Raw genomic sequence first — 23,406 nt, 5'->3', positions numbered from 1 at the left:
TCAAATCCGTACAAAGTCTTCGAATTAAGGCCTTTGCGTCTAATCGGAGCTGAAACGACAAATTTTGGGTGCGAAAGTGCAATATTTATGCCAGTTAAATTTTTGTAAAATTAGCTTTCTAGCATGTCATTTAGCCACTTTTGACCCTTTGAAATGCTCGAAACATCCGAAATGGTAAGAATCAAACGATTCTTGTACTCTTTTATTTTAAAGTATTTCGAATTAGACTGAGCAAATTGCATGATTTTCAAGAAGGTAGGTGAAGAGTAGAAATCCCCTCTATCAGATGGAAGCAAATGGCATTTCATCTGCCCATTTTTCATCACGAGCTTCTCTATTCCCAACTTTTCCGCCTTCCATCGTAATCGGACGGTTTCCATCAAATCATTCACCACATCCGGAACAGGCCCAAAGCGATCGTGTAACATTTGGGCAAACTGAGCCAGCTCTTCCTCATTTTTGATCGAGTCCAGCTTGGAATAAAGACTCAATCGCTCGCTGATATTGGCCACATATTCTTCAGGTATAAGGAGCTCCAAATCTGTCTCAACCGTACAGTCCTGAACCAGCACTTTTACCTTTTCTTTCAAATCCACTTCAAATAGGGCAGCAAACTCATTTTCCTTCAACTCCTGCACAGCCTCATCCAGGATTTTGTGATACATCTCAAAGCCCAAATCTGTGATAAATCCACTTTGCTCGGCACCGAGCAGGTTTCCGGCCCCGCGAATATCCAAGTCACGCATCGCCACCTTGAAGCCATCCCCTAAATCTGAAAACTCTTCCAATGTCTGAAGCCGCTTTCTGGATTCCGGAGTCAAACCTGACATGGGTGTTGTCAGCAAGTAGCAAAAGGCCTTTTTATTGCTTCTTCCTACCCTTCCGCGCATTTGATGCAGGTCACTCAGTCCAAACATGTGCGCCCGATTAATGATGATGGTATTGGCATTTGGGATATCCAGACCGGACTCAATGATATTGGTCGAGATCAGCACATCGTACTCATGATCGATAAAGTCAACCATGATTTTCTCCAGTTTTTTACCATCCATCTGACCATGAGCTCCTACCACTCTCGCATCAGGAACCAGCTTTTTGATCAAATTGGCGATGGAGTCGATCTCCCCAACCCGATTATGCACAAAAAAGACCTGACCTCCTCTTCGCAACTCATAAGCCACCGCATCTCGGATGATTTCCTCCTGAAATGAATGAACCTCTGTCGTCACCGGCTGCCTGTTTGGCGGCGGCGTAGAAATCACCGATAAGTCCCGTGCTCCCATCAGAGAAAAATGCAAGGTCCTTGGGATCGGAGTGGCCGTTAGAGTCAGGACGTCTACATTGACTCTCAAATTTTTGAGCTGATCTTTGACCCGCACCCCAAACTTTTGCTCCTCATCAATAATCAGCAGTCCCAAATCCTTGAATATCAAACTCTTATTTACGATTTTATGGGTACCGATGAGAATATCGATTTTGCCGGCCTTGACTTCCTCCATGATTACTTTGGTCTCCTTGGCCGTACGGAATCTATTGATATAATCGACCGTAACAGGGAAGCCTGAAAGCCGCTCTTTGAAGGTATGAAAATGCTGCATGGCCAAAATCGTAGTAGGAACCAGCACAGCGACCTGCTTCCCATCATTCACTGCTTTAAATGCAGCACGAATCGCCACCTCAGTTTTACCAAATCCTACATCTCCGCAGACTAAGCGGTCCATCGGATAGCTTTTTTCCATGTCGGTCTTGACATCCGCCGTAGCCAAAGCCTGATCTGGGGTATCTTCGTAGATAAAGCTACTCTCCAATTCCACCTGCATCACGGCATCTCTCGAAAAGGCAAAACCAGGCGCTGATCGTCTTTTTGCATACAGGGCAATTAAGTCCTTGGCAATATCCTTGACCTGCTTTTTGGCTCGTTTCTTCTTGTTTTCCCATTCGGGGGAACCTAGCTTGGACATGGAAGGTGCTTGACCCTCCTGACCTGAATATTTCGAAATTTTATGCAGTGAATGAATATTCACATAGAGCAAGTCATCGTCCCGGAAAACCAGTCGAACTGCCTCCTGCATTTTGCCTCCTACTTCTACTTTTTCTAGGCCTGCAAATCGCCCTACCCCATAATCCACGTGGACCACATAATCCCCGGGGTGAAGCGCTTTCAATTCTTTTAATGTAAGTGCCTTCGACTTACTGGCTTTTTTGCGTGAGCGGTATCGGTGAAATCGCTCAAAAAGCTGATGATCGGTGTAGCAAATCAGTTTGTTTTGACGGTCTTCAAATCCTTCCCGAAGGCCCAAAATCAAGGTTTGTACCTGAAGAGTTGGGTCCAACTCAGCAAAAATCCCCATGAGTCGGTCGATTTGCTTGGAGTTTTCTCCGGTGATAAGATTGGTCAAGCCCTGCTTTTCATTTTCCGCCAGCGTCTCTACCAAAAGGTCAAAATTCTTATTAAATGAGGGCTGCGGCTTGGAATCCCAGGCCAGTTTCTCAGAGTTTTTCAGATAAAACTGTTTCCCAAACTCAATCACTTTAAAGGCTTTGACCTGCTTGATAAGATCCTCTCCCTTTTCAAAAAGATCCTCCGGCTTGAGTACTGTCTTAGTCTGATTGGTTTTGGCCAAAATCTGATCAAAAGCCACTTCTGCCCGATGAAAACACTCAGTCATCACATCCGCGGTCAGTTGATAATCTTTGATCCACAGGTTTGCCTTCTCAGGTAAGAAGCCCAAAAATGACTGCCGTACTTCTTGAAGTAGCTTAGTCTGCGTATTGGGAATCAGGGATAATTGATCCACTGAGGCGATCGAGAGTTGAGATTCCGGATCAAAGGTTCGGATGCTTTCGATTTCTTTCCCAAAAAGCTCCAAGCGATAGGGATGCTCATTAGAGAAGGAAAAGACATCCAAAATCCCTCCACGAATAGCAAATTGCCCAGGCTCATACACAAAGTCAGTCCGCTCAAAATCGTAGCTATGGAGCAATTCTGCCACAAATTCCATATCCACTTGCTCTCCTACTTTTGCCTGAAATGTGTTCTCTTTGAGGGAGCGTTTGTTAATCACTTTTTCATAAAGCGCCTCTGGATAAGTGATGATGATTTCATCCTTTTCCTGCCCCTCCAAAACGCGACTCAAAATCTCTGATCGCAAAAGGACATTTGCGTTATCCACCTCCTCGTACTGATAGGGTTTTTTGAAGCTGGAAGGGAAAATGGGAAAATCTTCTCTTCCCAAAAGATTCTGAAGATCTGTATTCAGGTAGGCGGCCTCCTCCTTGTCTTGGGCGATGATCAGGTGAAAGCCACCCAATCGCTGAAAGATGGTAGTAAAGACCACCATGTCCAGACTGCCAGACAGGCCTCTGAGTTGAAAATTGGCCTGCTCAGCATGGGCCAGCTTTTCACTAAACTGTCTCAAAAATGGATCTCCGTGATAAATCGAAAGGAAGGAGTCTCTATCCAAGGTGTAGGGGGATATTGGTTTGGGGACGCAAGTTAGCCGATTTCATTTTTTTCGGCTCTCAAAAACGATATTTCATGAACCTAAGCCCGTTTAAATTGTTTTGCAAGCGATGAGTGTTACTTCTGACAATAAAACCTGGTTCCAGCGCATTGAAGACATGCATCCCTACGAGACACTCTTGTATTTGGGAATGTTTGGTAGCGGACTTATTTTCCTCTTCTTGACTGTTGCCTTTCTTTTTTCCGGATTGGATCAATTGGGAGGAATGAATAAAAAAATTCCCGTCTCATTTCTGATTTCAACCTTTTTGCTGGTCAGTAGCGGCTACACAGCCACAAGAATTCGAATATATTTTCAAGAGGAGAATGCCGAAAAAGTAATCCGAGCCTTGGGAGTTACCTTGCTTCTAGGACTGCTTTTCACCGGCCTGCAAATTACCGGTTGGAAAGAGTTACAAAGCATGGGCATAGATTTCCAAGGGATTCCCAGTGGTAGCTTCTTGTATGTACTGTCAGGTATTCACATTTTTCACCTTTTGGGAGCCATGATTTTTGCAGTGATTCTTTGGGCTCAACTCCGAAACAGGAAAAATGATGAGGTGAAGCGTCTCATTCTTTTCACCAATCCTTTCGAAAAAATGCGGCTTCGCCTATTCACCGTTTATTGGCAATTTATGGATGGGATTTGGCTGATTTTATTTCTCTTATTCGCTGTCAGCCTATGAATCTAACTATCGAAACTCCCGTCAAGCAAGACTATCTAAAAGTCAAAGAAGGTTTTGACGAAAAGCTATTCACCCGCCTGAGTCCACCATTTCCACCAGTCAAATTGATCAAATTTGACGGTTCCCAAAAAGGGGATGTAGTTTCATTAGAACTGAATTTTTTACTCTTCAAGCAGAAGTGGACCAGTTTGATTACAGAAGATCAAACGAATGAAAAGGAATTCTTTTTCGTGGATGAGGGTACAGAATTACCTTTTTTCCTAAAAAAATGGACGCATAAACACCGAATCATCAAAAAAGGGGATCAAAGCATCATCCGGGATGAGATCGAATACGAAGCTCCGTTTAAAATTATGACTTGGATACTCTATCCGGCACTTTGGGGACAGTTTATGTATCGAAAACCGATCTATAAAAAAATCTTTGCCTAGAGTTCGATGGCATTCAGGTTTTGACAATTTTCAATCTGACAATCGCCATAAAGCACCAAAGAGTGCGAAGTGATTCCTGATTGAAATTCCTTGCCGATGATCTCCTTAATTTCGTTGATCTTGGGGTCTGAAAACTCCCGGATTTTACGACATTGATTGCAGACATGATGATCATGATGCTTGTAGGTAAGAGCCTGTTCGTAAAGAGCCACCTTATCTTTGAACTGATGCTTAACAGCTAAGCCGCTTTCGACAAGAAGATCCAAGGTATTGTAAATAGTGGCCCGGCTAATGGTATAGCCTTTATTACGCATTTTGAGGAAAAGCCCCTCCACATCGATATGCTCATCCTCGGGAAGGAGGTATAGCTCATCAATTACAGAAAACCGCTCCGGAGTCTTTCTGCTTCCCTGCTTACTCAAGAAATTTTCAAATATCTTCTTTGCTTTTTCTATCAGCGCTGTATCTGCCATCTTTTGGTAGGATCTAAAAATTAAAGATGCGGGTTTAGGTTTTTTTTGACAAATGTCTACTTGTGCTTTAGTATAATTTGGTTTCAATCTAATTAAGGATTGAAAAGCCGAACAAAGCACGGGGGATTATTCGTTACTAGGTTGAAACCGATTGAAATTAAAGTACTAACTTAAAAAACCACCCGAACCAAAATAAATGAAAAGATTTCTCTTTCTGTTCATTTTGATTTATTCCATTGCCTGGGAAGCGCAGTCGCAGATTCCTGGCTTTTTCATGAAAGAGGACAAAAGACGGGTGATTTTGCCTTTTTACGCTTCCAATAGCCTCATCATCGTACCCGTCTCCATCAATGGAGCATATCCCGTGAATTTCCTCATTGACACAGGGGTACGGTCCAATATTTTATTCAGCAAGGACCTTGGAGATGCCATGGGACTGAAGTACACGCGGCGACTGAATCTGATGGGTGCGGATGGATCCGAGCAAATCATGGCCCAGGTCTCCCCTGTCAATTATTTAGATTTGGGGCCCATCGAAGGAATAGCACAAAGTCTCCTGGTATTGGAAGAGGATTTTTTGGAATTGGAGTCTGTGGTGGGGGTACCGATTTATGGGATCATTGGCTATGAATTTTTCAAATTCAACCCCGTCAAAATAAACTATGACGATGAGCGAATTGAATTTTTCCGGGAAGGAGCCTTGAAATGGCGCCCACTTTTTTACACCAAAAAAGAGCTGAGCATCCAATCCAATAAACCATACATCAGTGCCAAGGTCAAACAAAGAAATGGAGAAGTACTACAGGCCAAACTGCTCATTGATACGGGTGCAAACCATGGCCTTTTACTCAATCAGGAGACATCGGAGAAAATCGAGATTCCAGATCTCAATCTAGAAACGGAACTGGGACAAAGCCTGGGAGGTACACTTTATGGAAATATTGCCCGAGTAGATTGGGTGAAGATCAACCATCTTACTCAGCGTGATGTCATGACTTCCTATCCTGAAGAAACGGCCTTCAGCTACATCATTCAGGAATCCGGAAGATTGGGAAGTCTGGGCTCAGAAATTCTTGGGAGAATGCGAATCATTTTGGATTATCCTCGAGAGCGAGCTTTATTCAAAAAAGGAGACACATTTTATGTTCCCTACGAATACGACATGAGTGGCCTGACTGTCAAAAAAGTCCCTACGGACAAGAAGCGCTTCTACATCGGATCAGTGAGAAAAGGCTCTCCGGCTGAGGAGGCAGGAATTTTACCTTTTGATGAAGTGCTCAGCATCAATAAAATCCCAGTTCTCATCTGGGAGCTGGCTGAAGTTGTGAAGCTGCTCCGTGAGGAAGAAGGAAAGGTGGTTGAATTCGAAGTGAGGAGATATTTTGATGATACGCTAACCAAATATGAAGATTTCACGTATCGCATTGAGCTTAGAAAACAAATTTAAGTGATTTTCGAAGGTGAAAATTTTGGTTACTTTTGGAAATAAAACCTAGCAATTTCAAAACTTAATGATACTATGAAATCGAGCCTGCCTGAAGCAGACAAGCATGTCGAAAGCGACACCTGCTTAAATGATTGTAAGGCACGCGAGATTCCATGTGGCAACTGAAAAACAAATTATAAACACATGAAAAAACTATTAATCCCGATTGCAATTCTGGGTGTTTTGGGAATTTTTATCTATACCAAAGCTGTCGGAACGTATAACAGTTTCGTGACTACCGAAGAACAAGTCAACGGACAATGGGCTGAAGTAGAAACCCAATACCAGCGACGTGCTGACCTGATTCCAAACTTGGTCAATACGGTTAAAGGTTATGCAGACTTTGAGCAAGAAACCCTAACGGGTGTCATTGAGGCAAGAGCCAAAGCAACTTCCATCAATGTGGATGCAAATAATCTAAGTCCTGAAAATCTTCAGCAATTTCAACAAGCTCAAGATCAACTATCCGGAGCACTTAGCCGATTATTGGTGACGGTAGAGCGCTATCCAGATTTGAAAGCAAATCAAAACTTCCTAGAGCTACAGGCGCAATTGGAAGGAACTGAAAACCGGATTGCCGTAGCCCGAAGAAACTTCAACCAAGAGGTGGTGGCCTACAACCAAAACTTGCGGGTTTTCCCCAACAATATCTTTGCGGGCTGGTACGGATTTGAGACTAAAGGGACTTTCCAGGCTTCCGAAGGAGCTGAAAATGCACCTAGCGTCCAATTTTAAGATTAAGGAATGCCAGAAAAACTCTTTTCAGCAGAAGATCGCAAAACTATCATAGCGGCCATCCAAGAGGCAGAAAACAACACCTCCGGTGAAATACAGGTCCATATTGAAAACCATTGCCGAATAGATGTCCTAGATCGGGCAGCGGAGGTATTTGAGACTTTGAAAATGCACCAAACCAAAGAGCGGAATGGGGTGCTTTTCTACTTGGCTGTACTGGATCATAAATTTGCCATTCTTGGTGATGGTGGAATCAATGCGGTTGTCCCAGATGACTTTTGGGAAAAGATCAAAGACCACATGGCTGCACTCTTTCGAGAGCAAAAATTTACCCAAGGACTTATCGACGGCATATTGATGGCCGGAAAAGAACTGGCTGCACACTTCCCCCATCAAGGGGATGATGACGAAAACGAACTACCGGATGAAATTTCTTTTGGCTCCTAAGAGCCTCCCCATATTTATTCTATTTCTTCTCATTCCAGGCTTTTTGATCGGGCAGGATTTCCCTCCTACTCCCAATCCTCCTCGTTTGGTCAATGATTTTACACAAACTCTCAGTAGCGCTGAGGTAGCGCAGTTGGAACGTAAACTGGTCGCTTACAACGACAGCACCTCATCTCAGATTGCCATTGTCATGATTCGCTCTGTGGGTCCTTACGATATTTCCGATTATGCCTTTCAACTAGGCGATCAATGGGGAATCGGAGGAGCTGAAAATGACAACGGACTGTTGATTTTGGCGGCGATGGATGACCGGAAAGTCTTTATCGCTACCGGATATGGGCTTGAAGGGGCAGTTCCTGATGCCTTGGCAAAGCGGATAGTCAGCAACTTGATTATCCCCAACTTCAAGATGGAGAACTACTATGCCGGTCTGGATCAGGCCACGGATATGATCTTCAAATTGGCTTCCGGAGAATACGAAGCTGAGCAGGTCATGGAAGACGGCAATGAAGGAGGAGGAATATTCGTCCTGCTTTTCTTTATCATCATTTTTGTAATCATCCCATTGATCCGAAACCGTCGCGATAATGACAATCACATGGGCGGACGTGGTGGAGGCGTAGACCTCTGGACTACCATCATGCTGGCCAATCTGCTAAAAGGCAGCGGAGGCGGAAAATTTGGCGACTTCTCTAAAGGAGGAGGAGGATTTGGCGGCTTCGGTGGTGGCGGAGGCGGAGGCTTCGGTGGATTTGGAGGAGGTAGCTTTGGCGGCGGCGGTGCAGGTGGAAGTTGGTGAGTTGAGCGGGAAGTAGGAAGCAGGAAGTGTGTCGTAAATGGTGGTTAGGTTAGAAGGTGCTAATGTTGGAAAGTTGTAAGGGGATAAAGTATCGCAATTATTGAGATTGCTTCTCTCGACCTGGTCGGGATCGCAAAGACTGTCACTTCGTAAATTGAGTTGGAAAGTGGCAAGGTTGAAAGGTTGGGTAAAAGAATGAATCTCACTTTAACTCAAGCTGATTACTCGTATTTCGTACTTCGTATTTCGTAATTTCAAATCACATTTCATAGATAGATAAATCTAAAATCTTTATGGCAAATCGAATCATCTTCACGGCTGAGGCGCCCGCTCCCATTGGTCCTTATTCACAGGCAGTTTTGGCAGGGAATACACTTTACGTCTCTGGCCAAATCCCCTTGGATGCTGAAAGCGGCGAACTGATCAATGAAAATATTACCGAGGAAACTCACGCCGTCATGAAAAATCTCGAGGCCGTGCTTCGGGCTGCTGGTTTTGGCTTTTCTGATGTGGTGAAATGTAGCATTTTTATCAAATCCATGGATGATTTCGCTACCATCAATGATGCCTACGGACAATACTTCAAAACCAATCCACCTGCGCGGGAAACGGTAGAAGTCAGCAAACTGCCGAAAAATGTTAACGTAGAAATTTCCTGTATTGCAGTGAAGCACTGAATTTGTTAACCCTTGGCAATTGCTCTTCCCATTCCCCAAAAAATCAATTTGTGGATGGGAAGAACGAGGTACCAATAAGCCTTTCCCCATTTATTTTTTGGCAAAAAAGTAATCGTTTGCCGCAGTTGATCGGCATCTAGACTCCATTCTAGCAAGACTTTTCCCGGCAATTTCATCTCTGCCTCGAGCAGCAATCTTCCACTTTTCTCGTCGACTTCCCGTACCCGCCAAAAGTCCAAGGGATCTCCAACTTTCAGTCTATTTGGGTGAGGCCTGCCTTTACGAAAGCCCACTCCTCCAAACATCCCATCGATCAGCCCACGAAACTTCCAAAGCCCAGTCAAAAAATACCAGCCGGATTCCCCTCCGATCCGCCAAAGTTTGGCTTGAACCGCTTCCCGAGAGCCTTGAAACGGAAAGCGCATCACTTCTCGTATTTTATTACCACTGTCCATTTTGACGGAATTTTGAAGAGAACCCTTAATTTTATAACCTAAGTTCTATCTGATAGTTAAGAAAGTATGAACCTCATTCCCTTTTTCAGCGAAACGCTTGTCAGTTCCTACTCCAAGGATGAGGTGATGGAGCATATTTCGAAAAAGACTTTGGAGGTCAATTTTTTGGACAAAAGCAATTACCTAAAACCAAAACACATCGCTTTCAACGGGATAGTGGGAAAAAACACTTTCCGTATCTCCAAGGTGATTCAACGAAGCAATACTTTCCTTCCGCTGATTCTTGGAGAGGTCGAAGACACACCTCGTGGATCCATCCTCTTTCTTCGCTACAAGCTATTCCCCGGAGCCCTCTTTTTTGTCCTGTTTTGGAGCTTTATTCTGCTTGGTTTTTCGGCCTATTATTTTGGACTGCAGACCAACGTCCTGAATGGAAGCATTTGCTTGGGACTGGCGGGTTTGAATTATGCTTTGGCTTTATTTTTCTTTCACCGGCAGGTAAGAAACTCGCGTGAAGATTTTCACGAATTAATCAACCTGCAAATAAAGGATTAAATCCACAAGCGGTAGGGAAAAAGCCCATTAGCGATTAATTTAGCAGCGTAAAATTCACAACACAATAAACCATAGATCATGAGCATCCGAATCGAGAAAGATACCATGGGCCCGGTAGAGGTTCCTGCAGATAAGTACTGGGGAGCGCAGACCCAACGGTCCATCAATAACTTCAAAATCGGCGGGGAGAAAAACCGCATGCCAATTGAAATTATCCGTGCTTTTGCCATCCTAAAAAAGGCTGCAGCCCAAACCAATGCCGAACTAGGGGTATTGGCACAGGATCGAGCTGATGCTATTTCTCAGGTATGTGATGAAATTTTGGAAGGAAAACTCGACGATCAATTCCCGCTTGTCGTTTGGCAAACCGGATCGGGCACCCAATCCAACATGAACTCAAATGAGGTGATTGCCTACCGGGCACATGTACTGCTCGGCGGTTCGCTGGAGGATGAAAAGAAAAAAATCCATCCAAACGATGATGTAAACAAGTCCCAGTCATCCAATGACACCTATCCAACGGCCATGCACATCGCTGCATACAAGATGGTCGTGGAAACCACCATTCCAGGGGTACAAAAGCTTCGCGATACCCTCGAAGCAAAAGCCAAAGCATTTAAGGATGTGGTAAAAATCGGTCGTACCCACTTCATGGATGCTACTCCACTTACATTGGGACAGGAGTTCAGCGGCTATGTAGCCCAATTGGATCATGGATTGCGAGCTCTGAAAAATACGCTAAGCCATCTTTCTGAATTGGCATTGGGAGGTACAGCGGTAGGAACAGGGCTGAATACGCCAAAAGGCTATGCAGAACTAGTTGCGAAGAAAATCGCTGAATTCTCAGGTCAGCCTTTTGTAACTGCTCCAAATAAATTTGAGGCTTTGGCAGCCCATGACGGCATGGTCGAAGCACATGGAGCCCTTAAGCAATTGGCGGTATCCCTGATGAAAATCGCCAATGACATTCGTATGCTTTCCTCCGGTCCTAGATCAGGAATCGGTGAAATTTTGATTCCGGAAAATGAGCCTGGATCTTCTATCATGCCAGGAAAAGTCAACCCAACGCAGGTAGAAGCACTGACTATGGTAGCTGCCCAAGTAATGGGAAATGACGTAGCCATTTCCATCGGTGGATCCAATGGTCATTTCGAACTCAATGTATTCAAGCCAATGATCGCAGCTAATTTCCTTCAGTCAGCACGATTGATCGGAGATGCCTGCGTTTCCTTCAATGATAATTGTGCCATCGGCATCGAGCCAAACACCCCAATGATTCAGCGTCACTTGGAAAATTCCTTGATGCTCGTAACCGCTTTGAATCCACATATCGGCTATGAAAATGCAGCGGCCATCGCTAAAAAAGCGCACAAAGAAGGTACAAGCCTTCGAGAAGCTGCCATTGCTTTGGGACTATTAACTTCCGAGCAATTTGACGAGTGGGTGAAGCCTGAGGATATGATCGGTAGTTTGAAGTAGGGAGTGGTGAAGTGTAAATTGTAAGTGGTGAGTAGTCCTGAATACTTCATTATTCGAGATTCAACATTCATCATTCGATATTTTGAGTATTTCCCACTTTCTAGATCTTAATCTTACACAAGAAGGAAGTGAATGGTAAGTGGTGATTAGGTTGGAAGGTGTAAAAGTTGAAAAGTGCGTCCAAAATTCAGGGTCTCCCTTAAAATTGCCCTGTACTTCGCATTTCGCAAATCCACTAGAGTGAATTCTCTTCCCTGAAAACTCTAAAAAAAGAGCCTTTCCGTTTTGGAAAGGCTCTTTAACTTATTATCTACACTAGGTTTATTGTCCTTGTCCCAATGAATAGCCTCTGACGCCATCAAATAGGTAGAGATTTTCTGTTTTGATGGTATCTACACCTACCTCTTCAGCTTTGGCAAGTACCTCCAAAATATCCTTTTTGCTTGGAGTAGCACCTTCTACGGCACTGTATCGGCATCGCCAGTGATCGGTACAGAAAGTTTCCTCAAATCCCTGAGGCCATACCTTTACACCTCGGTTGGTGATCATGGATAGCTTCAAATTATCATTGTTCATCTTCTGCAGCTCCTCAGCGATCTTCTTTGGGTCAGTACCTTCCCAATGCACAAAAACATCCACCCCAACCAGTTCCTTTTTGGCTCGTGGCGCTCTGACATGACGAGGAATATTGATCAAACCGCTATTCTTCAATTCGACTTTCTTCAGCGTTTTGGGCTCTTGGCCTAAATTGGCAATGACCGCCTCAGCAAACTCCTTGGTACCCACCTTTTGAGTGCTGACACCCTCCTTGAAGATATCATAGGTATGAATCCCATCTTCCATGGTCTTCAACCAGGCATTTTGCACCTTCTCGGCAATCTCAGACTGACCGATATGCTGCAGCATCAAAATAGCTCCCTGCAAAAGACCGGATGGATTGGCTAGGTTTTGACCGGCTCTACGAGGGGCTGAACCGTGGATCGCTTCAAACATCGCATGGTCATGACCGATATTCGAAGAACCTGCCAAGCCTACAGAACCGGTAATCTGAGCAGCCACATCGGAAAGTACATCACCATAGAGATTTGGCATCACGATCACATCAAAAGCCTCCGGCGTGTCGGCCATTTTAGCCGCACCGATATCGATGATCCAGTGTTCGTTTTCTATCTCAGGGTATTTGGCTGCGATCTCGTCAAATACTTTGTGAAACAAACCATCGGTCTGCTTCATGATATTATCCTTGGTAAAGCAGGTGACCTTCTTTCTGCCGTATTTTCGGGCATATTCAAAGGCATAAGTGACAATTTTTTCACAACCAGGACGGCTGATCAGCTTCAGACACTGCACCACTTCATCGGTCTGCTGATGCTCAATTCCCGCATAAAGATCCTCCTCATTTTCCCGAATGATAACCAAGTCCATATTCGGGTGCTTGGTGGAGATAAATGGGTGTAAACTCTTACAAGGTCTCACATTTGCAAAAAGTCCAAGCGTCTTTCGGGTAGTAACATTCAAACTCTTATAACCGCCTCCCTGAGGGGTGGTGATTGGCGCTTTCAGAAAAATCTTATTTCTACGAATAGTTTCCCAGGCCTCATCCGAGATACCTGCGGTGTTTCCGGCTAGGTAAACCTTTTCCCCTACCTCAATTTCATCAATTTCAAGTTTGGCACCAGCTGCTTTGATAATCATCAGCGTGGCATCCATGATCTCAGGTCCAATACCATCGCCCTTGGCTACAGTTATTCTTGTCATAAGTCTTTGTTTTTTGTTACCAGCTATAAATTAGAAAATCAATATACTTGAAAATCTGCGATTTATTAAGCCCGATGGTCAAATTGTAAGGTGGGCAGATTTAAAATCCTAGGGTAATGGAAATACAATTGAAATATAGCTCGCATGCGAGCTGAAATAGGTGGAAATATATTTCCCGTAAACACGCAAAGTCGAGTCTACTTATCGAAAGAAATATCCTAGCCAGTAGGGAAAATGACTAAATCCGAGAAATACAGCGGAAATATAGCTCGCAAGCGAGCTGAAATAGATTGAAATATTTTTCTTGAAAGGACACAAAGCTTGGCTTAAGTCTCAAGACCTGCCTTCTATCGGACAGGTAAATCCTTAGACTTGCGCTTGGATAGGCCGATATCCAATGCTGCTTTCGGAAAAGCAGCATAACCGAAATTCCCGGATTGAAAATCCTACGATAAGAAATTCGAGATTTGCAATCTCGAGTAGCTGAAATAGTAGCAGTCAGGAAACTGCATTGGTTTAAGCACAAGTCAGGAAACTTGCGCTAGTATGAGCCTACCAAAGGCAGGTAAATCCTGAGACTTGCGCTAATCTAAGCGCTGAAAGTGCGAAATGTATCAGCCCAGTATGAGCGAAGAGGTACGATGAGCGAAATGCTGGGCAAAAAGATAACATAAACCAGCGCTGGCCCTTGGTCTTAGATTGGGAATAGAAACTTTATGCCAGCAAGACGGAGATGAATTAATCGTAGCAGTCAGGAGACTGCATTGATTGAAGCACAAGTCCTGAGACTTGCGCTATGGGTGTGTCCCGAGACCTGCGCTTGGATGGGCTGATATCCAATGCTGCTTTCGGAAAAGCAGCATAACAGATATCCCGGATTGAAAATCCTACGATATTGGATTCGAGATTGCAAATCTCGAATAGCGGCGCCAATCTAAATCTCGAATAGCGGCTTGATGGTAGCATAAAGTATTTTTCTATCAATTCAGACCAAATATTCATCTTTGAACCTTTATTTTGTGCTGAGCATTGGATGAAGAAGCGAGGAAAGTAGGCGAGTGATTCGCTTAGTTTGCTGAAGATCATCTATTAACCTGTAAAATGGACATCAAATTCATCAATCGAGCCACCAAGGAATTGGTAACCGAAAGGCCGCCCGGGGAGGATATCCTGCGATTTCTCTATGGGAATCCGGTTGGTGAAGCGCTTGTCCTGCCTATTGCCAAACAGAAGTTTATCTCGGACTGGTACGGTAAAAAAATGGACAGCCCCAGCTCCGTAAGCCGGATCGAACCTTTTGTTCGCTCGCTGAATATCGACATGGGCGAGTCCGAAAAGCAAATCGATGAATTTACCTCCTTCAATGATTTTTTCTACCGCAAACTCAAACCCGGTGCACGCAAAATAGAAGAAGGGCTGGTTTCTCCCGGAGATGGAAAAATTCTGGCCTTCAAAAATGTCTCCGAAGTCAATTCCTTTTTCGTCAAGGGTGAAAGGTTTACCCTTGAGGAGTTTTTGGAGGATGAAAAGTTGGCAGAGGAATACCAAAATGCGGCTATGGTCATTTTGAGGTTGGCGCCGAATGATTACCATCGCTATCATTTTCCTTACCAAGGCATCCCTTCTGCTTGCCATGAAATCGGAAAGGATTATTACTCCGTCTCTCCGATCAGTTTGGAGAAAAAATTTACCAAGGTATTCACCAAGAATAAACGGGAAATCTGCCGATTGAAAACAGCCGGAAAAGGCGACATGCTAATCATCCCGGTGGGAGCAACCATGGTTGGGAGTTTGAACTCCACTTTTACGCCAGAGTCACCTATCGAGAAGGGCGAGGAAATGGGTTATTTCGCTTTTGGAGGCTCGACGATTGTGCTACTTTTTAATGCCAATAGCTTTGAACTGGACAGCGACCTGGTTGAAAACACCCAAAATCAATTCGAGACGGCTGTTAGAATGGGTGAAAAAATCGCCAGTGAATAAATAATGGAAATACAGTGGAAATATAGCTCGCAAGCGAGCTGAAATATTTTTCCTGAAAAAAGCAAAGTCGAGTGTAATTGTGAAAAGAAATATGTTAGCCAGTACTGAAACCGACAAAAGTCGAGAAATACGGTGGAAATATGGCTCGCAAGCGAGCTGAAATACTTGGAAATATATTTCCCGAAAACACTCAAAGTTTTCGGATTGAAAATCCTACGATAGTGGATTCGAGATTGCAAATCTCGAATAGCCAAGCAGTCAGGAGACTGCATTAATTAAAGCACAAGTCCTGAGACTTGCGCTAAGGTGTGCTAGGATGGGGCCCGAGACTTGTCCTAAGATAAGCTGATTTCAAATGCTGCTTTCGGAAAAGCAGCATAACAGATATCCCGGATTGAAAATCCTGCGATATCGGATTCGAGATTGCAAATCTCGAATATCCGAATTCACCGTAGCAGTCAGGAGACTGCATTAGTTAAAGCACAAGTCCTGAGACTTGCGCTAGAGTGGTCTCGAATAGCGGAGTCAGGAGACTTGCGCTGGGGTGGGCCCAAGAGCCTGCCTCCAAAAATATTTTCCAAAACGCATGCCCGAGGATGAGGATTTCCGTATAGAGCATGAAAACCCACACTATGAAATACGCACCTTTCCTCCTCCTGCTATTCGCATTCTATGCATGCACGACAGTCAAGCCCACGGGAACCGGAAGTTCTGCCCAGACTTACTACCAAAGCGAACCGCCCATCACCCAATCACTATTTGCCGATCAGTCCTCCACCATTTCGGAAGAAAATATCCGAAAGATCCTCGAAGACACTTATTCCCTGCCGGAGAACTTGCGAATTTCGCTTGTCAAACTAGAAAGCACGCAAAACCAACGCAGCTACTACTGGAACAATGAGGAGTATCTGAAATCCCAACAGGAGTACTTGGATCGATTTACGCAAAGTTTTAAGCGATCGGAACGAGTACAGCAAGTGTCGCAGATTCCCGATTTGCTGATTTCCAGCAACCCCAGCTTTACCACGATTAGGGAGGTGGCGGTGCGAACCCAATCCGACCTGGTGGTAATTTACTCCATCAATAGCGACTTATACTCCAACTACAAGGTCTTCGCCAAGACCGATATCAAGGCCTTTGCCACCACGCAACTGATCCTGATGGATGTACGAACCGGCTTGATTCCCTTCTCGACGATTGTGACCAGGGAGTTTCAGTCCAAAAGAATGGATGGAGAATTGAATGATAATGAGGCTGCCAATCGGGTCAAAAATGAAGCGGTTTTATTGACTATTCAGGAAATAGGCGATCAGATCAATCAGTTTCTGAATCAGAAATAAAGCTCCTGGCTAAACCTCCGCTATCCTGCGTCTCCTGACGCTGGATCCTATGTTTTATTGCTGTCCTGCGTCTCCTGACGCTAGACTATTTTTCTACTTTCCTGTGGCTCGGGTGACTGCTGTCCTGCGTCTCCTGACGCTGGACTAAATTCCCTGACCCCAGATCCTTAACTCCCATCTCCCTATCAAAATCCTCTTAATTTTTATTCGAAAAATCAAAAATTACCCAGTTTATGGTATAGATTCTTAGTTTGAAATGCTTTTCTTTGGGAAAGAGAGGAGGAGATTTTTGGATAAATTAGAAGTCAAAGGGGAAAGGATAGTGGGACAACCGAGAATTAAATCCATGAGCTAAGGTAGACAGGGTAATCCTTAAGCCTCTTTCGATGAATTTATTAAGAGGGAAAAAAAAGAATAGTTTTGGCGCTTATCCCCATTATTTTGAAGGATAATGGAGTATTTATGGCGCCTAAAAGAAGTTACCATCAAGCCTAAAATGAAACACATACAACTGATATTATTGACTTTTTTGTTGATTTCACCTGGAATAGGTCAGAATATTGAAAAAATTATTTTTACCTCACAGCAAGCGGACGAACCCCCTACTAAACAAGGTATGCCAAAATATACCCTTGAATTTATTAGAGAAGTAAATGGTGATTTAGTGACTTCATATTATAAAGAAGATAAAAAAAGAAAGAAACTAAGCGACAAAATAGTAATTGACAAAAAACGAGTTGAAGGAATAACTCATTGGAAAGCGATTGATAAAAAAGATTTCACGCTAACAGAATTGGAAATAGACCATACCACCTTGACGTCTGGATTAGAGAGAACTCAATTAAGTTTTGGAATTCCGACTGATTTCACTGTTAGTGTAGACTCTTTTCAATACTGTCAGAATTTTAAGATGACAAAAATCATAGCCACTGGAGGAGAGACTATCACAGTGACTTTGTTAAACAGTTTGGGCCAAAAAAGTAATTATATATTTAATTCAAATGATATTGGGGAAGGGAATTTTAATTTACAAAACTATTTATTTTGTTCCACATTACTTAAGGGGAAAATACCATCTGTAATTCCTAATAACGAATTGTTTTCGGAAGAAATGTTAAGGGATATTTTACTTAGCTATCAAAAGACTGTAGAATGTGAAGGATTTTACTATAAAGAATACATAGAGAATAATCCACAAATTTCCATTCAGGAAAGGCGAACTATGGCTAACTGGAATTTTGTAGAATATATGAAAAACCGAAATAAGTAACCAAAAAAGGCCAGATGGTAACATCACCTTGGATACAGCGGGCGGAACCATGTAACTTAAAACATACGTTTTGGATAGCCCGCCGTCTCCAAGCTGAATCACGTTACCTGCAATGCTATGAAACCGACACAATACGATGGAGTTTACAATAAATAAAGACAACTACAAACAATTCGTTCGCAAGGACAAATTTTTAGTTATTGATGATGAGTTTTTAAAAAACAACTCCTTACAAAATTGTTCAAAACTTATTGTTAAAGATGTAAAGGATAATCAACTTCTTCTTTATGTCTCAAAGGTCAACTTGCCCAAAACAAGACTTGAAGTAAACGACTGTAAATTCACAGTAATTTCAATAGAAGATTCTACTATTGATGAAGTTATTTTTAACACTGTTGAAGTAAATGAACCGATTGAAGAAAATTTTTCACTCTTTAAAGTGTTTGTTGACAATTCAAAGCTAAAATACTTGTGGTTTTATTATTGCAAGTTATACAATGGTATAATTGTTCGAAAAAATACAGAAATTGAATCACTCTCAATTAATGACACTTTAATAGACAGGAGTTTTACTTTTTTAAACTCCAAATGCAAGACAATTACAGTTGAGTCCTCAAATGTTTGTGAAATTAGTATTGACAGAAATGATTATCCGAAAGAAAATGGTAAGACGGAAGTTGATACAATAAATATTTTCAGAACAGAAGGCTTGAAGAACATAAAAATATGGGAGGCATTATTCAAAAAAATTCACATTCACAAAATTATCCTAAACAAAACCAATAAACTTAACGACCATAATAACGAGATTTATATAAGGATACCTGATGGAAACAAAGAAGTAGAGGAAATTAAAATTACAGAATCATCAATAAATTCAAAAACAGTAATAGTTTTTGACAATGCAGAACACTTAAAAATATTCGATTCAAACCTGGGTGAAGTGTTTTTGAATTACTGGCATATTGGGAACTTGCTTCTTTCTAATTGTAAGTTCGGTAATTCAATTTATTTTGGACGCTCTAATCAAATTAAAACAATAAATAAACTCCTAATTGAAAATTGCTCATTTGATAACATATTCAATATGAGTAGTATATGGCTTAAAGAAGAAGCCTTTTTTAGAGGATTGGTTTTTAATAAATATCCGTCATTTTTTTACCACAATGCCATTGACGAAAATTGCAAAACAGACTTTCAGTATTCAAACCTTCAAAATTTAGTATTTCAAGATATTGACTTCAGATATTTTTCTTTTAAAGAGTTTGACATTACAAATGTTGAGTTCAGAGATTGTAGTTGGATTTCAGAAAGGAAATTTTTTGTGGACAGAAACATAGTTATTGATGACAATGAAAATGTAAATGAAATTGAAGATTTACTAAAAGTAAAAGACATTTATTCAAAACTTAAAATTAGTGCTGAAAAAAGTTCAGACTTCATTAATCGTGGGAAGTTCTACATATCAGAACAAGAAGTTAAACGAAAAATTCATAGAAAGAAAGGTGACCTGATTGAGTTTTGGTTAATGGGATTCCACAAGACAATTAGCAGTTATGGTGAAAATTTTAAGAAACCGTTATTTTTTGCTTTATGTTCAACTGTTTGTTTTGCATTTGCTTTTCTATTCACAGGATTTTATGTAGGGGACGCTTTAGTAAAATACGAATTTGCATTTCAACCCTCAAACATTTTAAAAACGCTTAATGACTTACAGTATTCGATAATTTATAGCTTTAAGAACATTCTACCTTTTCAAGTAAGTTCAAATTTCTATTTACACACTGACATATCACTTTCAACTACACAGACACTTGAACTTACACAAAGAATAATAAATTTAGTTTTGGCTACAAGTTTTACAGCAGCATTCATAAAATATTTGAGAAAATGAGAAGCACAGCAGGTAACATGGGTTTGGCGTCATGCGGGGTGACGTGCTTAAATTCAAGTGCAGTTTTTCAAATCAACTTTAGTGCTGGGTTGACAGTTTTGTGCCCTGAAATCCCGCACGAACGCCAAGCCCAAAAACGTTAACAATAATTTTTATGGGACTATTTGACTTCTTTGGCTTTAAAAAGGCTAATAATTCAACTATAAAGGAAATCTCTTTTCGTTTGAATAAACCAGATAAGACAGTATTGGCTGGATGCAAGAAAGGTGATTACGTAAACTTGTGGACAAAACCCGAAATGGATCAAGTTTTTATTTATGCCCCAGGAACTATTGGAGGTGCCGGAAAGCTTGGCATAGTCCCTCCTAAATTTTTTAAATCGATCAAAGCCCATATTCTTAGGAAAGAAGATTTTAGGTTTTCTGGTCCATTGACAAACAACTACGATGCTACAATTATTGATTTGTCACCTTCAAGTTGCACCATCTCCATCCAATTATTTTCCGCTGAGGAACAAAAGAGAAGAATCAACGAAATGATTGAAAAAGACAAACAGTCATTGCGAGAGGAGTTGGAGAAAAAATATCGGATGTCTAAATCCGTAGAAATTCAATTTGAATTGAAAGAAAAAGGATTTTCGGGTTTAGAAAGACTGAATCTTAAAGTTTTGGATAAAGACTATTATTGTGAAAATCCTTATGAATGTAAACTTCAGCTAGTAAATGATAAGAATGTCATCATTACTGAAACATTTTCTCAAAAAGGGAAGGTACTTAGAGTAGTAAAAGCACATTTTAATAATCAAGAACTTAAGATTGAGAAATTAAAGCAAGTTCAGCATTACTTAAATGTTGTTATTAGCCCAGATTTGGACTAGGCTTCTACCATATCTCTACCATTTGCTTTTCCATTTTTCTCAAAACCCAAACCCTAACAATCAGATAGTTAGAAGACTGATTATAACTTTTTACCCAGAAAAATCTGTAAATTCAGGGAATAAGGCTTCTTGAAATTCCATATTAAGGTTCTTCTGTATTCCCATTTTGTAAAAGGCTTCAGCCCTTTCGCTTGCCCATAGATCATCGGGGCAGTTTGGGGGAATTGCGAAGGTATTTTTAGAAGAGTTAAGGAGTAAATAAAACCAGCATTTACCAACATAAAATCACGCAATATGAAGAAGGTATTTTTATTCATCGCGACACTGGGAATTTGTCTTGATTCTTTTTCCAAAAATGACAGCCTCCCCTCGAAAAGCAGACAGGAGCGAAACAAGGAAATTGCCCGGAATTTCTACCAGGATCTTTGGTTTACGGATAATACGGACCGATATGTGGACTATGTCGCAGAGGAATATGTGGTCCATGATATTGGCGACCGAAAAGGGGTCACAGAGCCTGCCATCGAGCAGAAACTAACCGCTGACCTCTTTTGGGATAATGGGAGTTGGGACTCTAAAATCAATTATCAGATCGCCGAGGGGGGAGACCTTGTTGCCACCCGTTGGGAAGCCACATTTACCCCCTCCACGATGATGGGGAAGCTGATGATTGGCTCGGGGACTATTCCCATCATCAATGTTTTTAGAATCAACGAGGAAGGGAAAATTGTGGAAATATGGAACCATCGACATGATATTGACACGCCGCAGACTTTGAGGTTTACGCTTCAGGGCCTTTTGATTGGATTGGTAATCGCCCTGATCCCGACAGTTATTGCTATTCGACTCAAGCGGAAATTAAAAGCAATTTCAAATCATTGAAAATGGTTAAAACCATTTCTATTTTATCCAATTCCCCCATAGCCCAGGGTTTAAACCCTGGGCTATCAAATGCGATGGTACACCCAAACCGTTTTAACGGTTTTAAAACAAGAAACTCTGCCACATTCATTCAATAAAATCTGGATACACGCAATATGGGCCACCAAAGAAAGAACGCCCCTCATTTCTACTGCCATAGAGAAGAAGGTTTACAATTTCATTTTAGCACAATTTCGTGAATTAGGCTGCCCGGTGCGAATTATAAACGGAATGCCTGATCATGTGCATTGTTTGTTCTTATTGAGTCCCCAAAAATCGATTGCTGAGGTGGTCAAACAAATCAAAGGCAGTAGTTCACATTACATTAATCAAAATAACTTAATCTCTGAGAAATTTGCCTGGCAAACAGGTTATGCGGCCTATTCAGTTTCTGAATCGGTGGTAGATAAGGTTTATCAATACATCAACAGCCAAAAACAGCATCATCAGAAAAAAACCTTTGCACAAGAGCATGAGGAATTCCTGAAATTATATGGACTAAATGATGTAAAATAAACTATTAGCTATTCGAAAACACAAAACGAATAAAATCCATTTGGGGCAAATTCAAATGGTTGAAACCATTCCTGAGCTATCCAATATCCCTTAGCCCACGGTTTAAACCGTGGGCTGAAGAAGATCGAAGCTTCCAGATTCCGAACCTTTTGATTCAAGCTAGGCCCTACAGAATTCTTAGTGGAAGAAAAGCGGATATGCCCATTAAAAAATTTCATTTTTTTTCAGATGGGCGGTTACGATCGGAAGCTCCTATGCGACAAAGAGTCACAAAATGTAATTTTAACTTAACCGATTGATTACCATGAAAAACTTCAAACTTATCAAACAGCATATCTCCACCCAGCCATTTTTGGATCAGATAGACTCCATAGAAAATGCCTGGGCCGGATCCACTGGTCGACAAGACAAGATTATGGTACAACGTGAGGCATTGGCTATTCCATTGAGAGGTCTTCGGAAATCTGCTATCGGGAATAGAAAGCGTCGAGACGTACACGAAAGTCGATGGACATCCGCTAGCAAACAATATCCTTTATTTGTGGAGTTTCTAAAGGAATTTGCGAAGGAAAGAAATGAAATTCTGGGAAGGGCAAAGATTGTTTGCTTGCCCGCTGGTAAACAGGTTTACCCACATATCGATCGAGGGGAATACTATCGAGTTCGAAACCGCTATCATTTGGTCCTAAAATCAAGCCTCGGGTCATGGATGAAAACAGGGGATGAAGAGGTACGAATGCAGGAGGGTGAACTTTGGTGGTTTGATAACAATGAGATGCATGAAGCCCGCAATGATGGAGATCAGGATCGTATTCACATGATTTTTGACATGCTCCCTTCAGAACTTGAAGAGGAAGTTTTTAGTGTCTACACCGCTGCTTCATAGGTCTTTTTCAGCCTTTGATGACTTCCTTTGAGAATTGCTCCTCAGGGTAATTGACGATATAGATCTGGGATTGGATCAAGAAATAAGCACCTGTGAAATAATCCGGTAGGGAAACTTACCGGATTTTTTTATGCTTCAATTACCATGACAGAATTAGGTTGATAGCATGTAAGCAATAGATTTTTAATGCTTTACCAATGCAAAGAGGTAAATAAAACATACTTTTTTCGGGAGGC

22 protein-coding genes are annotated in these 23,406 nt (G+C 41.9%); 17 read left to right on the top strand and 5 right to left on the bottom strand.

From position 1 onward, the window contains the following. Positions 1 to 110: 110 nt before the first annotated feature. The gene (gene mfd, locus CDH51_RS12380) at positions 111 to 3,464 is read right to left on the bottom strand and encodes a transcription-repair coupling factor (protein ID WP_100628844.1); all 3,354 of its coding nucleotides are present in this window, start codon (positions 3,462 to 3,464) and stop codon (positions 111 to 113) included. Between the two features lie 109 nt (positions 3,465 to 3,573). On the opposite strand from mfd, the gene CDH51_RS12375 reads away from it, so the two are divergent. Both CDH51_RS12375 and CDH51_RS12370 read left to right on the top strand, forming a co-directional pair. Then, positions 3,574 to 4,188, top strand: a complete 615-nt coding sequence (locus CDH51_RS12375; RefSeq protein WP_100628843.1) for a cytochrome c oxidase subunit 3 — start codon at positions 3,574 to 3,576, stop codon at positions 4,186 to 4,188. After that, entirely contained in the window at positions 4,185 to 4,619 is a 435-nt protein-coding gene (locus CDH51_RS12370; RefSeq protein ID WP_100628842.1) for an SRPBCC family protein, read from the top strand. The genes CDH51_RS12375 and CDH51_RS12370 overlap by 4 nt, the downstream gene beginning before the upstream one ends. On the opposite strand, the gene CDH51_RS12365 is transcribed toward CDH51_RS12370, so the two are convergent. After that, on the bottom strand, positions 4,616 to 5,092 hold the full coding sequence (locus tag CDH51_RS12365) for a Fur family transcriptional regulator (RefSeq protein WP_026948074.1): 477 nt from the start codon (positions 5,090 to 5,092) through the stop codon (positions 4,616 to 4,618). The genes CDH51_RS12370 and CDH51_RS12365 overlap by 4 nt on opposite strands. A gap of 196 nt (positions 5,093 to 5,288) precedes the next feature. On the opposite strand from CDH51_RS12365, the gene CDH51_RS12360 reads away from it, so the two are divergent. The 5 genes from CDH51_RS12360 (at position 5,289) to CDH51_RS12340 (ending at position 9,236) form a co-directional block, all read left to right on the top strand. Next, positions 5,289 to 6,539 (top strand): aspartyl protease family protein, encoded by a 1,251-nt coding sequence (locus tag CDH51_RS12360; protein ID WP_100628841.1) that lies wholly within the window; start codon positions 5,289 to 5,291, stop codon positions 6,537 to 6,539. A 183-nt stretch (positions 6,540 to 6,722) separates the two neighbouring features. After that, on the top strand, positions 6,723 to 7,313 hold the full coding sequence (locus tag CDH51_RS12355) for a LemA family protein (protein WP_024284051.1): 591 nt from the start codon (positions 6,723 to 6,725) through the stop codon (positions 7,311 to 7,313). A 9-nt stretch (positions 7,314 to 7,322) separates the two neighbouring features. Then, a complete protein-coding gene (locus tag CDH51_RS12350; RefSeq protein WP_026948076.1) occupies positions 7,323 to 7,760 on the top strand; it encodes a TPM domain-containing protein in 438 nt (145 codons plus the stop codon). Further along, on the top strand, positions 7,738 to 8,559 hold the full coding sequence (locus tag CDH51_RS12345) for a TPM domain-containing protein (protein ID WP_100628840.1): 822 nt from the start codon (positions 7,738 to 7,740) through the stop codon (positions 8,557 to 8,559). The genes CDH51_RS12350 and CDH51_RS12345 overlap by 23 nt, the downstream gene beginning before the upstream one ends. 293 nt (positions 8,560 to 8,852) lie before the next feature. After that, positions 8,853 to 9,236 carry a RidA family protein gene (locus tag CDH51_RS12340; protein ID WP_024284055.1) on the top strand — a complete coding sequence of 128 codons (384 nt, stop codon included), beginning with the start codon at positions 8,853 to 8,855 and terminating at the stop codon, positions 9,234 to 9,236. 5 nt (positions 9,237 to 9,241) lie between these two features. Here the strand turns inward: CDH51_RS12340 and CDH51_RS12335 are convergent, their stop codons facing one another. Beyond that, entirely contained in the window at positions 9,242 to 9,691 is a 450-nt protein-coding gene (locus tag CDH51_RS12335; RefSeq protein ID WP_100628839.1) for a DUF2867 domain-containing protein, read from the bottom strand. A 66-nt stretch (positions 9,692 to 9,757) separates the two neighbouring features. On the opposite strand from CDH51_RS12335, the gene CDH51_RS12330 reads away from it, so the two are divergent. Together CDH51_RS12330 and fumC are read left to right on the top strand one after the other, a co-directional pair. Next, positions 9,758 to 10,246, top strand: a complete 489-nt coding sequence (locus CDH51_RS12330) for a hypothetical protein (RefSeq protein ID WP_100628838.1) — start codon at positions 9,758 to 9,760, stop codon at positions 10,244 to 10,246. Between the two features lie 78 nt (positions 10,247 to 10,324). Next, positions 10,325 to 11,725, top strand: a complete 1,401-nt coding sequence (gene fumC / locus CDH51_RS12325) for a class II fumarate hydratase (protein WP_100628837.1) — start codon at positions 10,325 to 10,327, stop codon at positions 11,723 to 11,725. 321 nt (positions 11,726 to 12,046) lie between these two features. Here the strand turns inward: fumC and CDH51_RS12320 are convergent, their stop codons facing one another. After that, positions 12,047 to 13,483 carry an NADP-dependent isocitrate dehydrogenase gene (locus CDH51_RS12320; protein ID WP_024284059.1) on the bottom strand — a complete coding sequence of 479 codons (1,437 nt, stop codon included), beginning with the start codon at positions 13,481 to 13,483 and terminating at the stop codon, positions 12,047 to 12,049. A gap of 738 nt (positions 13,484 to 14,221) precedes the next feature. Next, positions 14,222 to 14,485 carry a hypothetical protein gene (locus tag CDH51_RS12315; protein WP_157807105.1) on the bottom strand — a complete coding sequence of 88 codons (264 nt, stop codon included), beginning with the start codon at positions 14,483 to 14,485 and terminating at the stop codon, positions 14,222 to 14,224. Positions 14,486 to 14,584: 99 nt separating this feature from the next. On the opposite strand from CDH51_RS12315, the gene asd reads away from it, so the two are divergent. The 8 genes from asd to CDH51_RS12265 all read left to right on the top strand — a co-directional run bounded on the left by asd (position 14,585) and on the right by CDH51_RS12265 (position 23,170). Next, positions 14,585 to 15,466 (top strand): archaetidylserine decarboxylase, encoded by an 882-nt coding sequence (gene asd, locus CDH51_RS12310; protein ID WP_100628835.1) that lies wholly within the window; start codon positions 14,585 to 14,587, stop codon positions 15,464 to 15,466. Between the two features lie 632 nt (positions 15,467 to 16,098). Then, positions 16,099 to 16,806, top strand: a complete 708-nt coding sequence (locus CDH51_RS12305) for a hypothetical protein (protein WP_157807104.1) — start codon at positions 16,099 to 16,101, stop codon at positions 16,804 to 16,806. Positions 16,807 to 17,302: 496 nt separating this feature from the next. Further along, complete coding sequence (locus CDH51_RS12300; protein ID WP_157807103.1) at positions 17,303 to 18,076, top strand: hypothetical protein; 774 nt, start codon at positions 17,303 to 17,305, stop codon at positions 18,074 to 18,076. Between the two features lie 136 nt (positions 18,077 to 18,212). Continuing rightward, on the top strand, positions 18,213 to 19,970 hold the full coding sequence (locus CDH51_RS12295; RefSeq protein ID WP_100628832.1) for a hypothetical protein: 1,758 nt from the start codon (positions 18,213 to 18,215) through the stop codon (positions 19,968 to 19,970). A gap of 154 nt (positions 19,971 to 20,124) precedes the next feature. Further along, positions 20,125 to 20,847 carry a hypothetical protein gene (locus CDH51_RS12290; protein ID WP_100628831.1) on the top strand — a complete coding sequence of 241 codons (723 nt, stop codon included), beginning with the start codon at positions 20,125 to 20,127 and terminating at the stop codon, positions 20,845 to 20,847. 294 nt (positions 20,848 to 21,141) lie between these two features. After that, positions 21,142 to 21,729, top strand: coding sequence for a nuclear transport factor 2 family protein (locus tag CDH51_RS12280; RefSeq protein WP_100628829.1), 588 nt, complete (start codon positions 21,142 to 21,144; stop codon positions 21,727 to 21,729). A 117-nt stretch (positions 21,730 to 21,846) separates the two neighbouring features. Continuing rightward, positions 21,847 to 22,284, top strand: a complete 438-nt coding sequence (gene tnpA / locus CDH51_RS12275) for an IS200/IS605 family transposase (RefSeq protein WP_100629434.1) — start codon at positions 21,847 to 21,849, stop codon at positions 22,282 to 22,284. A gap of 304 nt (positions 22,285 to 22,588) precedes the next feature. Beyond that, entirely contained in the window at positions 22,589 to 23,170 is a 582-nt protein-coding gene (locus CDH51_RS12265) for an aspartyl/asparaginyl beta-hydroxylase domain-containing protein (protein WP_100628827.1), read from the top strand. Positions 23,171 to 23,406: the final 236 nt, after the last annotated feature.

This window comes from Algoriphagus formosus (assembly GCF_002807035.1).
GTDB lineage: Bacteria > Bacteroidota > Bacteroidia > Cytophagales > Cyclobacteriaceae > Algoriphagus > Algoriphagus formosus.
This window is presented reverse-complemented; position numbering and strand designations above follow the sequence as displayed.